At 74.6% G+C, this 13,572-nt stretch carries 8 protein-coding genes; 4 read left to right on the forward strand and 4 right to left on the reverse strand.

The window, feature by feature from the left end; all coding sequences use genetic code 11:
- Nucleotides 1-7: 7 nt before the first annotated feature.
- Nucleotides 8-1,456 carry an MFS transporter gene (locus ACZ45Z_RS31790; RefSeq protein ID WP_468369884.1) on the reverse strand — a complete coding sequence of 483 codons (1,449 nt, stop codon included), beginning with the start codon at nt 1,454-1,456 and terminating at the stop codon, nt 8-10.
- Between the two features lie 638 nt (nt 1,457-2,094).
- On the opposite strand from ACZ45Z_RS31790, the gene ACZ45Z_RS31795 reads away from it, so the two are divergent.
- On the forward strand, nt 2,095-4,176 hold the full coding sequence (locus tag ACZ45Z_RS31795; protein WP_468369887.1) for an asparagine synthase-related protein: 2,082 nt from the start codon (nt 2,095-2,097) through the stop codon (nt 4,174-4,176).
- A gap of 103 nt (nt 4,177-4,279) precedes the next feature.
- Here ACZ45Z_RS31795 and ACZ45Z_RS31800 read toward each other — a convergent pair whose 3' ends face one another.
- Nucleotides 4,280-6,256, reverse strand: a complete 1,977-nt coding sequence (locus ACZ45Z_RS31800) for a sigma-70 family RNA polymerase sigma factor (protein ID WP_468369890.1) — start codon at nt 6,254-6,256, stop codon at nt 4,280-4,282.
- 226 nt (nt 6,257-6,482) lie between these two features.
- Nucleotides 6,483-7,349, reverse strand: a complete 867-nt coding sequence (locus ACZ45Z_RS31805; RefSeq protein ID WP_468369892.1) for a TetR/AcrR family transcriptional regulator — start codon at nt 7,347-7,349, stop codon at nt 6,483-6,485.
- 445 nt (nt 7,350-7,794) lie between these two features.
- Between ACZ45Z_RS31805 and ACZ45Z_RS31810 the strand changes: the two genes are divergently transcribed.
- The gene (locus tag ACZ45Z_RS31810; protein ID WP_468369903.1) at nt 7,795-9,174 is read left to right on the forward strand and encodes an NAD(P)/FAD-dependent oxidoreductase; all 1,380 of its coding nucleotides are present in this window, start codon (nt 7,795-7,797) and stop codon (nt 9,172-9,174) included.
- A gap of 313 nt (nt 9,175-9,487) precedes the next feature.
- The gene (locus ACZ45Z_RS31815; protein ID WP_468369895.1) at nt 9,488-11,317 is read left to right on the forward strand and encodes an ATP-binding SpoIIE family protein phosphatase; all 1,830 of its coding nucleotides are present in this window, start codon (nt 9,488-9,490) and stop codon (nt 11,315-11,317) included.
- 108 nt (nt 11,318-11,425) lie between these two features.
- On the opposite strand, the gene ACZ45Z_RS31820 is transcribed toward ACZ45Z_RS31815, so the two are convergent.
- A complete protein-coding gene (locus ACZ45Z_RS31820) occupies nt 11,426-12,730 on the reverse strand; it encodes an MFS transporter (RefSeq protein ID WP_468369905.1) in 1,305 nt (434 codons plus the stop codon).
- A gap of 118 nt (nt 12,731-12,848) precedes the next feature.
- On the opposite strand from ACZ45Z_RS31820, the gene ACZ45Z_RS31825 reads away from it, so the two are divergent.
- Nucleotides 12,849-13,409: a MarR family winged helix-turn-helix transcriptional regulator gene (locus tag ACZ45Z_RS31825; RefSeq protein WP_468369897.1), complete on the forward strand. Its 561-nt coding sequence runs from the start codon at nt 12,849-12,851 to the stop codon at nt 13,407-13,409.
- Nucleotides 13,410-13,572 lie beyond the last annotated feature (163 nt).

The raw sequence follows: 13,572 nt of genomic DNA on the forward strand, positions 1-13,572 counted from the left end.
GCCGCCCCTAAGCCGGCGCCGCCAGCAGCGGCCGCGCCCGTTCGCGCAGCTCCACCACCCGCGGTTCGTCGCCGTACGGCTCCAGGCGGTGCAGGAGGTCGCGGACGTACTCGGTGGTGCGGGCCGAGGAGATGCGGCCGGCCACCTCGACCGCGCGGGTGCCCGCGGCGCAGGCCGCGTCGAGGTTGCCCGACTCCAGTTCGGCGACCGCGGACACCACCAGTCGCAGGCCGTGCGAGCGGACGAACTCCTCGGTGGGCCGGGACAGCGCCTGCTCGGTGAAGCGCCGGACCTGGCGGGGCAGGCGCAGGTCGCGGTAGCACTCGGCGGCGTCGGCGGCGAAGCGTTCGTAGGAGTAGAAGTCCAGCCAGGAGGGGTCGGGGTCGCCGCCCCGGGAGCGCTCCAGCCAGCCTTCGGCGGCCTTGAGCGCCACCTCGCAGGCGCGCGCCTCGCCGGCCTTGGCCTGCGCCCGGGCCTCCACCAGCCGGAAGAAGCTCATGGTGCGGGCCGTGGCCAGCCCGCGGTTGCGCTCCAGAGCGGCCTGCGCCAGGTCGACGCCCTCGTCGGCGAAGCCCCGGTACGTCGCCTGGAGTGACATCGAGGCCAGGACATATCCCCCCAGCGGCACATCGGCGGCCGCGCGGGCGAGCCGCAGCGCCTGGATGTAGTACCGCTGCGCGGCCTCCTGCTGACCCGTGTCGAAGGCCATCCAGCCCGCCAGCCTGGTGAGTTCGGAGGTGGCCCCGAACAGCGCCCGGCCCACCTCGTCGCTGTAGGAGGCCAGGAGCAGCGGCGCCGCGTCCACCCGCAGGCACTCCGGCACCATCGACGAACGCCAGTCCCCGCCGCCGTACTTGGAGTCCCAGCGGCGCGCGTCCTCCGCCGCCTCGCGCAGCTTGGTGACGTCGCTGTGGCCGACGTGCTGCGGGATTCCCGCGTCGCCGGCGGCCGCGGCGTCCCTGTCGCGCGCCTCGGCGGCGGCCCGCGCCACCGAGCTGTCGGCGGGGGATATCAGCCAGCGGGAGGCGGGCGTCGCGTACGCGCTGACGGCGAAGGATCCGGCCAGGCTCTGCCAGATGCCGCCCCCGCCGGCCCGCCGTCCGGCCAGATCCAGTCGGTACAACTCGGTCGCCGAGCGCACCGCGGCACCCACGTCGCGCGGAAACGCCAGGCCCACCTCGGGCGCCGGGTCGGCGTCGGCCAGCCCGATCTCGTGCAGCGGCACCGGCCGGCCGAGCTTGCTGCCGATCGCGGACGCGATCAAGTGGGGCGCGGCGCCTTGGGGCACCATGCCCTTGGAAACCCACCGGGCTACCGACGTCTTGTCATAACGAAGCGTCAGTCCGCGCTGCGCACCGAGGTCGTTGACCCGGCGCGCCAGTCCGGCATTGCTGATACCCGCGAGGGCGAGAACGGTGCCGAGCTTCTCGTTCGGCCCGCGTATATCCCTGGACATGCGCACCCCTCGACACAGCGACGGCCGCCCCGGTACCCCGGGGCATGCGTCCACCCAGAGTAGTTCGCCGGATCCCTACCGTTAAGAGTCGGCGTCCCGGATGGCGAGATTCGTGTTCAAACAGGGGTACGGGAATTGGCATGTGCTCCGGGTACGTGTGCCCGTGCGCCCGTCCGTGCGCGTTGGCCGCTCCCGGGCCGTAACGCTTCCATGGGTTCTGCGTGGGTCGGCCCGCTGCACTGGATCCAGTGGGCTGGGGGACACCGCCACCTCATTCCCCGCGGGCGGCGGTCCGGTCCGGGAGGCGAAGCCCGCCTCCCGGACCGTCGCGCGAGCCGGTCACCGGCCGGCCCTCCGCACCGGTTCACGCGGCACCCGAACGCGTCAACTGGACAGCACGGCACGGACTTTGGCCGAAAAGTGGTGGGTGATGCTTTTCCGCCGCCACCCGCTCGGGGACCGCCCCGGGGGCCACACGGGGGGCCACCCGGGGTCGGCACGACCGCCCCCGCCGTTCTCCCGACCCTCTCCCACGCGCGCCCGTCATGGCAGCATGGTCGCCACAACAGCTTGGAATCCGCTGTACGGGGCGGCCGTTGGCCCCTCGGCGGACGACGGGGAACCGGGTGGAGGCGGCGATGCGCTGGTTGGTGGGGTGGAGCAGTGCCACCACGGGCCGGGCCGCCGACGGGGACAGCCGTACGGTCCTCCCGGTGGGCGCCCAACTCCTGTGGGACGGCCCCGATCCGCTGTGGGCGGTCGGCGACTGGCGGCCGGACGAGGTCCGTGTCGTCCAGGCCGACCCCGAGACCCGGCTCGCCGTCTTCGGCGTCTGCGGCGCCACCGACGACCAGTTGAGAGTGGGCCTGTTCGCGGCCCGCGGCGGCGCGCTGCGCCACCTCACCGCCTGGCCGGGCAGCTACACCGCCGTCGTCCGGACCGGTCGCCGCCTCACCGTCACCGGTGATCTGGCCGGCGCCCGCCCCGTCTTCCACACCCCCTGGGCCGGCGGCACCGCCTACGCCACCGCCGCCCTGCCGCTCGCCGACCTCGTCGAAGCCGGCCTCGACGTGGGCCACCTGGCCGCCCTCCTCGCCTGCCCCGAGGTGCCCGAAGCGCTCGGCAGCGGCACGCCGTACGAAGGGGTCCGCCGGGTGCCGCCCGGCCACGCCCTGGTGCTGCGCGGCGGGGCCGGCGACATCACCTCCTTCGAACCGACCGCCTCGCTCGCCGTCGCCGCCCCCCAACTCGCCCCCGAGCAGGCCGTCGACGGCGTACGCACCGCCCTGGTCGAAGCCGTCCGCGCCCGCCTCGCCGGACCGCTGCACGCACCCGACCCGGACGGACCGATGGGCCTCGACCCCGGCCCGGTGCCCGGCATGGGACCGGCCGAACGGCGCGCCGCCCGCGGCGGACCGGCCCCCGGCATCGGCGCCGACCTCTCCGGGGGCAGCGCCTCGGGCACGCTCGCCCTCCTGGCCGCGGGACTGCCCGGCCGCCCCGGCACGCTCAACGGCCACGGCGAACGCCTGCTCGCCGTCACCTTCAACGACCTGGCCACCACCGGCAGCCCAGCCCACCACCGGGCCGAACTGGAACGCGCCCGCAGCATCGCCGACAACCCGCGGCTGCGGCACGTCGTCGTCGCGGCCGGCGAGGAGGCCCTGCCCTACGCCGACCTCGGCAGCGGCCCGCTCACCGACGAGCCCGGCCCCGCCCTCACCACCGCCGCCCGCCACCGGCTGCGGCTGCTCTCCGGCAGCGCGGACCACTTCGTCGGACTCGGCGCGCGGCAGGTCCTCGACGCCCACCCGGCCCGCCTCGCCGACCTCCTCATGGACCGCCGCCGACGCCACCTGCTGCGCCCGGTCACCGCGCTGGCCAAGGCCGACGGGCCCTCCGCGCACTCCGTGCTGGTCCCGTTCACCGTCTACCGCGCGGCCCGCAAACTCGCCCGCACGCCGTACTCCACCGGACTCGCCGACACCGCACGCCGCCTCCTGGAGCGGCAGTTCGCCGACGAACCGGTGTCCGACGGGGCGGTCGACGCCTCGCTCGCGGCCCTGGCCTGGTGCCGACCCGGGCCCGCGGCGCGCTGGCTGACGGGGGAGGCGCTGGCCGAGGTGTCGGTGCGGCTTGCGGACGCGGCGCGCCGTTCGCCCGCCGTGGGCCGCCCCGGAGAGCGCCGCGCCCGCGCCGCACTGGCCCGCCAGGCCGCCGACCACCGCGTCTTCGAGCAGGCCGCCGAGGTACGCGACCAACGCCTGCACGCGCCGTTCCTGGACAACCAGGTGGTGCTCGCCTGCCGCGCCCTGCCCGACACCCTGCGGGTGCAGCCGGGGGCGCGGGCGGCGGTCCTGCGCTCGGTGCTCGCCGGCGCGGGCGTACGCGAGGTGCCGCCCGGCTGGGGCGCGACCTCCCGCCTCGCACACACCGCGGCGGTACGCGCCGGGCTGCGCGGCGCCGTCGGCGACCTGGTGGCGCTCTTCGACGCCCCGCTGCTCGCCGACGCCGGACTGGTGGAGGCACGGGTGGTGCGCAAGGCCCTGCGCGCGGCGGCCGAGGGCGCCGCGCTCCCCCTGGACGGCCTCGCCGAACTGGTCTCCACGGAACTGTGGCTGCGGCGGCTCCTCGCCCGGCGGGGCACCTGCTGGACGGGCACCTCGGCCCCGCGACGGCGCGCGGTCGCGGGGGGAGTGCCGCCCCGGGCCCGGCTGTGAACCGGGCCCGGCTCTGAACCGGGCGGGCTGGGAGCCGCCCGGGCCGTGAACCGGGCGGGGACGCAGCGGCCCGGCCGCGCGCCGCGCACGCGGCCCGCCGCCCTCAGCCGCAGCGGATCCGCGACAGCGCCCAGTCGCCCAGCGCCACCACATCGGCGGGCGTCCGCGGCTCCACCACCAGCCGCAGCGTCTTACGGCCCGTCAGCGGGACGTGCACCGCCACCGCCGGATCACCGCCGCGTACCAGCCCCGACCGCCACAGCCGCTCCCCGTCCGCGTAGACGGAGAAGCGCAGCGCACCCACGCCGAGGCTGAGATCGTCGACGCCGACGAGGGCGTCGTAGGCCGTGCAGGGGCGGTTGAGGTCGATGAGCACCGACGACGGACCGTGCACGCTCACGCCGTCGCCGTACGTCGTGCCGCCGATGCGCAGGCCCTGCCGCTGCCACAGCCAGCCGCTGTCGAGGGTGCGCACCTCCGGTTTCGTGCCGTCGCCGGTGAAGTCGTGGTCCAGCGAGCTGAGGCGGTACGGGGTGGGAGCGGGCGCCGGGGTCGGCGGCTCAGGGGTGGGCGTGGGGCTGGGAGGCGGCGGCTTCGGGGCCCGGGTCGGCTCGGGGGGAGTCGGTTTCGGGGTCGGCGTGGGGCGCGGCGGGGGCTCGGCCGCCGGCGTGGGCTTCCGGGAGGGCGGCGGCTTCGGCGCGGGTGTCGTCGGCGGCTCGGGCGACGGCTCGCGCGGCGCGGACGGCGCCGGGCGGGGCGGCTTCGCCTGCGGCTCCGGCGCCGGCCCCGGGGAGCCGGACAGCGCCAGCGCCAGTGCCGCGCCCGCCGCCACCGTCACACCGACGCCGATACCGATCTTCACCGGCGCGCCCAGGCCCTCGCCGACGGCCGCACCGCCGGCGCCCCCCGCCGCACCGGAGCCCGAGCCACCGGCGGCCGCGGCAGCGCCGGCCCCCGCCGCGGCGCCCGCACCCGTCGCACCGGCCACCGCGGCGGCCGCCTTGACGGCGTACCCGGTGGCGAACCAGCCGATCACCGCGATCGGCAGGACCGCGCCGATCCGCTCGTTGACATCCGCGACCTCCAGAGCCGCCGTACGGCATCGGGCGCAGGCGTCGAGGTGCTTGCGCAGCCCCCGCTCGGCCCGCATCCGCAGCCCGCCGCGGGCGTACGCGCCGAGCCGGTCGGCGTAGCGGGCACAGTCGCCCCCGTCGGTCAGCGACCGGCTCACATGCGCCTGGAGATACGCCTGCTTGAGGCCCTCGCGAGCGCGGTGGGCGAGGACGGCGGTGGCGTTGGCGGTCAGCCCGAGCAGCGGGGCGACCTCGCTCGGCGACTCGTCCTCGATCGTGGTGTGCCACAGCACCGTCTGATAGCGCTCGGGCAGGCTGCGGAACGCCCGGACCGCCATCGACTGCTCCGCCTCCTGCATGGCGCGGACGTCCGCGCCCAGGTCGAGGGTGTCGTCATCCATGGACGACCCGGCCGAGGACACCGCGAACACCGCGAAATCCTCGACCAGTTGCTCGCGTTTCGCGGTCTTCGCCCAGGAGGCGGCGACCCGGCGGACGGTGGTCAGCAGATACGCGCGGACCGCGGTGTCCGGGCCCGCGCCGCCCCGCACCGCCTGGAGCGTGCGGGCGAAGACCTCGCCGGTCAGGTCCTCGGCGGTGTGCGCGTCCCGGCAGCAGCCGCGGGCGTAGCGCCGCACGGCCTCGGCGTGCCTGCGGTAGGTCTCCTCGTACGCGCTGTCGTCGCCGGCCCGCATGCCGGCGATCAACTCGCTGTCGGAGGGCGGTGGTTGCGGATCCCCGGAGCGGGGGGCGCGGCGCGCGTCGCCGGCCGCCGCCCCACCGGGACGCTCGCGCTGGGCCGCCCCACCGGGACGCTCGCGCTGCGCCGGCACGCCGCGGCCGGTGCCGCTGCCCGCGGCCGGGTCCTCGGCGCGGTCGTGCCGCTCGCCCGGACCGCCCGCCGGGGGAGTGGCCCCCAACCGGCCGCCCTGGCCGGGAACCTGCCGGGCGGGCGAACCCTCGCTCCCGGCGCCGCCACGCTGCTCGTCCCGTCCGTCAACACTCATCGCCGAGGCCCCCGAACACGCCGTCACACCGGAACACCGCGCAAGCGTGCCACACCGAAGGGCCGCGCCTCAGGGTCCTGCCGGGCAACCACTCATCCGAGGCGCGTTCTGGCACGAGGGCGCTACCGTTCACCCCGGCGGGGCACACTCCGCGCCCCACGCGGCGGCCCCGGCCGCCCGGGCGCCCCGCGAGAGGGACCACCCGGACGGCCGAGGCCCGCGCGACTCACCGGCCGGGCCGCGAACGCAGTCCTTCCAGCAGGATGTCCAACAGACGCGCGGACGCGGCCTGCTGATGCCCGGCGTCGGGCAGCGACGGCGCGCCCGTGGCGATCACCAGCAGGACATCGGCCACCGTGACATCGGCCCGCAGCTCACCGGCCGCCCGCGCACGCTCCACGAGCCGCCCGACGACCTCCAGCAGCGCCTGCGCGCCCACGGTCTCCTCGGCGCCGCCGTCCCCCGCTTCGGGGCCGCCCGCACCGCTCTCCCCGCGCACCCACCGCTGCTCGGCGGACAGCCCGTCGGTGGCGGACGCCATCCGCTGCTGCGGCACCCGCGCCTCCGTCACCCCGTCCGCCGCGCGCTCCACGCTCCGGTCGGCCATCGCGCTCACCCGCAGGATGCCCGGCGGCAGCAGCCGCCCGGCACCCGAGGCGACCGAGGTCCGCAGGAAGCGCGACAGCGCCGCCCACGGGTCGTCCTCCTGGCCCAGCGCCGTACGCGCCTGTTCCGTCAGCCGAGAGGTCTCCTCCTCGGCTATCCGGCGCACCAGGACGTCCTTGCTCGGGAAACGGCGGTAGACCGTCCCCACCCCGACCCGGGCCCGCCGGGCGACGTCCTCCATCGGCGCGCCGTAGCCCAGCTCGCCGAACACCTCCCGCGCGGCGCGCAGCACATGCTCCAGATTGCGCTGGGCGTCCACCCGCAGCGGAGTGCTGCGGCCGGCGCCCGCGGCGTGGCCGGCGACGCCTAGTCCGCCGTTCCCGCCCTTACCACTGCCTTCGCCGTCACCGGTGCCGCCCGCGCCCACGTCGTTCGATGTGTGCGCGGTGGCGACGGCACCGGCCCATTGAGAGCCCTGAATATGCATAGTGATCCCCCGGTAATGACGTCTCCCCCCGGAGACTCCCCGCCCTGACGGTCGGGGTGTACCGACAAGAGGGTGCACCCCAACGAGATACGAACATAGTTGAGCCCAGGTCAAGAATGAAGAGGGCAGTTCCGCACAGTCCGCCCCCCGATCGGAGTACGAGCCCGTTCCGCCCCGGTTACCTCCGCTCTCTCCCCTCCTGACCCCCGCCCTGACCTGCGCACCTCGTCCCCCGGCAGCGGAAGGCGCCCCTCCGCCTCACCGGCCGGGTCCGGTCATCCATTTCGCCGAGCCTGTGGACAAAGCCGTTGCGGGGGTGCGTCATGGAACAGTGCTGTGCTTTCCCGGGGGCGCAGCGCCCGATGGTGGCCGCGCCGCCGGCCGGCCCCGGATCGGTGCCGCCCCGGGCCTGGTCGACATCGCGAGGAGAACCTCTGTGAAGGCTGTGTCTTCAGACGACGTAGCGCGCATTCTCGTGGTCGGCGGTGGCTACGTCGGGATGTACACCGCCCTGCACCTCCAGCGGAAACTGAAGCAGGAACTGCGGCGGGGCACGGTCGAGGTCATCGTCGTCGACCCCGAGCCCTATATGACGTACCAGCCGTTCCTGCCCGAAGCCGCCGCCGGCTCCATCTCCCCGCGCCACGTCGTCGTCCCGCTGCGCCGCGTGCTCTCCCAGTGCAAGGTCGTCGTCGGCGAGGTCACCGCCATCGATCACGAGGAGCGGAAGGCCACCATCACCACGCTGGCCGCGGAGGAGACCGGCGACGGCGCCGTCGTCGTGGCGTACGACGAACTCGTCCTCGCGCCGGGCTCGGTCTCGCGGACCCTGCCGGTCCCCGGCCTCGCCGACGTCGGCATCGGCTTCAAGACCGTCGAAGAGGCCATCGGCCTGCGCAACCACGTCCTCGAACAGCTCGACATCGCGTCCTCCACCCGCGACCCCGCGGTCCGCGACGCCGCACTGACCTTCGTCTTCGTGGGCGGCGGCTACGCGGGCGTGGAGGCGCTGGCCGAACTGGAGGACATGGCCCGCTACGCCTCCCGCTACTACCACAACCTCGACCCCGAGGACATGAAATGGATCCTGGTCGAGGCGACGGACCGGATCCTGCCCGAAGTGGGCCCGGACATGGGCCGTTACGCCGTCCGTGAGCTGCGCGGACGCAATATCGACGTACGGCTCGACACCCGCCTGGAGTCCTGCGAGAACCGCGTCGCCGTCCTCAGCGACGGCGCCCGCTTCCCGACCAGGACCCTGGTGTGGACCGCCGGCGTCAAACCGCACCCCATCCTGGCGGCGACCAAGCTGCCGCTCAACGGACGCGGCCGCCTGAAGTGCACGGCCGCGCTCCAGGTGGACGGCGTCGAACACGCCTGGTCCGCCGGCGACGCCGCCGCCGTCCCCGACCTGACGGCCCCGCCGCCCAAGAAACCCGACGAGCCCGCCACGGAGTGCGCGCCCAATGCCCAGCACGCCCTGCGCCAGGCCAAGGTGCTCGCCGAGAACGTCGCCGCGGCGGTCCGCGGCGGCCCGATCGTGGACTACGCGCACAAATACGCCGGATCGGTGGCCTCACTGGGCCTGCACAAGGGCGTCGCCCACGTCTACGGACGCAAGCTGAAGGGCTACCCGGCGTGGTTCATGCACCGCGCCTACCACCTCAGCCGGGTGCCGACCTTCAACCGCAAGGCCCGGGTGCTCGCCGAGTGGACCCTGGCGGGCCTGTTCAAGCGGGAGATCGTCTCGCTCGGCTCGCTGGAGAACCCGCGCGCCGAGTTCGAACTCGCCGCGGGCACCGGCCGCCACAACGAAGCGAGCTGAGGATCCGTCCCCCACCAGGGGAGTTGACGTCCCGCCGGTGCCCGGACCGGCCGGCGGGACCGGCGGCCGGAACTCCACCACGGCGCCCGGCGTCTGACGGATGTCCGTCCGGTCGGCCACACTGGTCGTGTGACCATGGGTGGGCTCGTATCTGCAAAGAGTGACAATCACGAGGATTCTGGACGTTTGCTGCATTCCGCCAGAGGGCGCCGAAAGTGCTCCCAGCCGACACCCACCCAGCCTTCGGCCGGGCGGTACCCCCACGCCGACGGCCCGATCCCGCGCGACGACGCGAAGTAAGAGGTACCCCTCCGTGATCTTCACGCGCTGGAGCGCGAAGCTCCCCGGCACCCAACGGCGTGCCGCGCGGTCCGACCGCGCCACACCCCCCGCCGCGTCCGTCGCGCCGACGACCGCCCGGCCCGCCGAGGACCAGGCCCCCGCCGCCACCCCGGCGGACGGTGCCACCACCGAAGCGGCGCCCACCGCGTCCCCGGCACCGGAGACCACCACGGACACCCCGCCGGCCGGCCCCGGCGCCGTTCCCCCGGCCCGCGCCGAGCGCGCCGAGGCCGCCCACGAGCCGCCCACCGTCGACGCCCTGTCCGTCCACGACATCCTCGGCACCATCCCCGCCCTGGTGGCCGTCGTCTACGGCCCCGAGCACCGCATCGCCTACGTCAACGGCGCCTACGCCGCCGTCTTCGGCCCCCGCCCGGCCGGCCGCACGGCCCGCGAAGCCCTGCCCGAACTGGACGAACTCGGCCTGCTCCCCCTGATGGACCAGGTCCTGCGCAGCGGCAAGCCCCGCACGGTCAAGGCCCGCCGCGTCCCCGGCGGCGCCGGCTCCGACCACTCCCGCGACGGCTACTACACCTTCACCTGCACCCCCATCGAGGTCGCCGCCAGCGGCCCGGCACCCGACCCCGAGATCGCCTGCGTCGCCCCGCACCACGGCGTACTCGTCTTCGGCGCCGACGTCACCGACCAGGTCGAGTCCGCCGAACGCCTGCGGGCCAGCGAAGCCCGCCAGCGCGCGGCCGCGGTCACCCTCCAGCGCTCACTGCTGCCCCAGGAACTGGAGCAGCCGGACGACCTGCGGGTGGCGGCCACCTACCAGCCGGGCGGCCTGGACGCCGCGGTCGGCGGCGACTGGTACGACGTCATCACCCTCGGCGCCGGCCGCACCGCGCTGGTGATCGGCGACGTCATGGGCCGGGGCGTGCGCGCAGCCGCCGTGATGGGCCAGCTCCGCACCGCCGTGCGCGCCTACGCCCGCCTGGACCTGCCGCCCCACGAAGTCCTCCAGCTCCTCGACGGCCTCGCCGCCGAGATCGACGCCAGCCAGATCGCCACCTGCGTCTACGCCGTCCACGACCCGAACGAGGGCCGCCTGGTCTACGCCTCGGCCGGCCACCTGCCCATCCTGGTACGCGACCCGGACGGCGCGGTCCGCCGCGCCGCGGAGCCGACCGGCCCGCCCCTGGGCACCGGCGGCTGGCTGCACACCTCCGGCTCGGTCCCCCTGGGCCCCGGCTGCAGCGCCGTCCTCTACACCGACGGCCTGGTCGAACGCCGCGACAAGGACATCGACGACGGCGTGGACGCCCTGGAGCGCGCCTTCGCCGGCGCCACCGGCGCCCCGGACATCGTCTGCGACCGGCTGCTGCGCTCCCTGGGCATCACCGCCACACACGACGACGACGTCGCGATCCTCGTCCTCCAGCACCCGGAGCGCACCGGACACGACGCCGAGCTGTTCCACAACGCCGCCCTCGAACTCCACGGCGGCACCGAAGCCGCCCCGCGCGCCCGCGCCTTCGCCTCCGGCGTCCTCGCCTCCTGGCGCTTCTCCCCCGAACTGCACGACCTCGGGGTCCTGGCGGCCAGCGAACTCGTCGCCAACTCCCTCCAGCACGGCACCCCGCCCATGCGCCTGCGACTGCGCCGCACGGACCGCCGCCTGATCATCGAGGTCACCGACGGCGACGACCACCTCCCGCGCCGCCGCCGCGCCGAACCGGCCGACGAGGCCGGCCGCGGCATCTCCATCGTCGCGACCATCGCCTCCTCCTGGGGCTCGCGCCGCACCCCCGGCGGCGGCAAGGCCGTCTGGTGCGAATTCGCCCTGCCCCGCTCCTGACCCGACGGTCGCCGTGCGGCCCTTGGGCAAACAGGACCGGTCCCGCGATCGGATGACCACGGGACCGGTGACGAAGCGAGGAGGGCGGACCGCGCGGCGGTCAGAGGCTCAGACCGCCGTGGCCATCCGCTCCACCGGCTCGGCCGGCGCGACCCGCGCCGCGGGCAGGGCCGGCGCCGACCGGTGCGGATTGTCCTGCGCCGGGGTCAGCATCCGCCCCAGCCGCAGCGACAACGCCGTGATCCCCAGCGCGCACAGCACCAGCATCCCGATGTACGCCACCGACATCCCGTGCCCCACCATCAGCGCGCCCACCGCCGGACCGACCGCCAGCGCCAACTGCTTGACCAGCGCGAACGCCGAGTTGTACTGCCCGATCAACGAGACCGGCGCCAGGTCGGCGACCAGCGGCGCCACCGTCGGAGACAGCATCGACTCACCTATACCGAACAGCGCGTACGTCGAGATCAGCAGCGTCGTCGCCACCACCTGCGAGCCGTGCACCAGCCCGGACAGCCCGGCCGCGAGCCATGCCACGGTCCACACCATGCCCACCAGCGCCATCACCCGGCTGCGCCGCCGCCGCTCGACGAGCCGCAGCACCACGAACTGCGCCACCACGATCGCCGCGGTGTTGGCCGCCAGCGCGATGCCCAGGGTGGCCGGCGCGATCCGGGTGACCTCGGTGGCGTACGCCGCGAGTCCCGACTCGAACTGCCCATAGCAGGCGAAGAACAGGACGAACCCCAGCACGCACAGCCACACCATCCGCCGGTCGGCGAACAGCGCCCGCCAGGCACCCTTCGCCCGCTCCTCGGTCGGCACCGCGTCCTCGACCTTCGGCGACCGCGGCAGCCGGACGCTCGCTATCGCGGCACCCAGCACCAGGAACATCACGGCCTCGATGGCGAACAGCCGCACGAAGCTCGACGCGTGACGCTCATCGACCAGCAGCCCGCCGACCAGCCCGCCGACGCCCAGCCCGAGGTTGTTCAGAAAGAACTGGGTGGCGAACGCCCGCGACCGGGTGACCGTCGTGGAGCACCAGACGATCATCGTCGCCAGCGCCGGCTGGATCACCGCTATCCCCGCGCCCAGCGCCACCGCGGACGCGATCACCAGCGGCTCGGTGGCGGACAGGCCCAGGCCCAGCGCGCCGGCGGCCGCGGAGACCGTGCCGGCCACGGCGACCGGGAGCGGGCCGCGCCGGTCGATGACCCGGCCGGTCAGCGGCAGCACGACCAGCGCGGCCACCGCCAGCATCGCCAGCACCACACCGGCCGTACTCGCACCGAGATCCCGCACCTTCGCCACATAGACGTACAGATACGGAACCGTGAAGCCGTTGCCGAACGCGCTCAGCGCGTTGCCGAGCTGGATCCGGCGCAGAGCGGCGCCCATCGCGGTGGTCACACTCACCTACCTAGGTCATGTCGTAAGAACGTGAAGACTTCAACTCTAAAGTTCGAAACTAAAGAGTACATGACCAAGGACTTCAAGGCGAACGATTTTCCGTGCCATACTGCGCCGCATGCCCGAGCCCTCAGATGCGGCCGCCGACGCGGCCGAGCCGAGCCTCGAGGAACAGATCGCGGCCTACCAGCGCGAGTTCCGAGACCTCGACCCCCAGGTGGAGCAGGTCGTCTCCGCACTCCAGCGCCTCAACCGGCGGATGAACGTCGCCTACGGACGCCAGACGGCCACCCTCGGCCTGAGCAACGCCGAATGGGAGGTCCTCAAGGCCCTTGTCGTCTCCGGCGCCCCCTATCAACTGGGCCCCGGCGAACTCGCCAAACGCCTCGGCCTCACGCCGGCCGCCATGACCCACCGCATCGACCGCATGGCGAGCGAAGGACTGGTCACCCGCGAGCGCGACGAGAACAACCGCGTCCGCGTCATCGTGGAGCTGACCCGCGAGGGCCGCGAGAAGTGGCTCGCCGCCATGCGCCTGGCCTCCGTCTTCGAAGAGGAACTCCTCCAGGACCTGTCCCCCGCCGAACGCCACCTCCTGGGCGAGGTGTTGACCCGCCTGCTGCGCCGAGTGGAGGACGCCCAGCCGGACGCGGAGGGACGCCTCAGCGACCTCGACTGACGGCGGTTGACACGCCCCCGCCCGATGCGTAGTGTTCTCCGAGTTGCCACGGAGCCGGAACGGTTCTGCGAGCAGCCATCCCGCCGCTTCAGCGGCACACCACTACTGCACGGCCCCTCACCGGGAACGATTTCGGCATGCCGAAATTCGACCGGGACTCGAT

The organism is Streptomyces sp. NPDC031210 (assembly GCF_055570395.1).

What these genes read in the sequence shown, in the direction of transcription:
- ACZ45Z_RS31825 (WP_468369897.1), top strand. Translation starts at nt 12,849, where the DNA reads ATGCCCGAGCCCTCAGATGCGGCCGCCGACGCGGCCGAGCCGAGCCTC.
- ACZ45Z_RS31795 (WP_468369887.1), top strand. Translation starts at nt 2,095, where the DNA reads ATGCGCTGGTTGGTGGGGTGGAGCAGTGCCACCACGGGCCGGGCCGCC.
- ACZ45Z_RS31790 (WP_468369884.1), bottom strand. Translation starts at nt 1,456, where the DNA reads ATGTCCAGGGATATACGCGGGCCGAACGAGAAGCTCGGCACCGTTCTC.
- ACZ45Z_RS31800 (WP_468369890.1), bottom strand. Translation starts at nt 6,256, where the DNA reads ATGAGTGTTGACGGACGGGACGAGCAGCGTGGCGGCGCCGGGAGCGAG.
- ACZ45Z_RS31805 (WP_468369892.1), bottom strand. Translation starts at nt 7,349, where the DNA reads ATGCATATTCAGGGCTCTCAATGGGCCGGTGCCGTCGCCACCGCGCAC.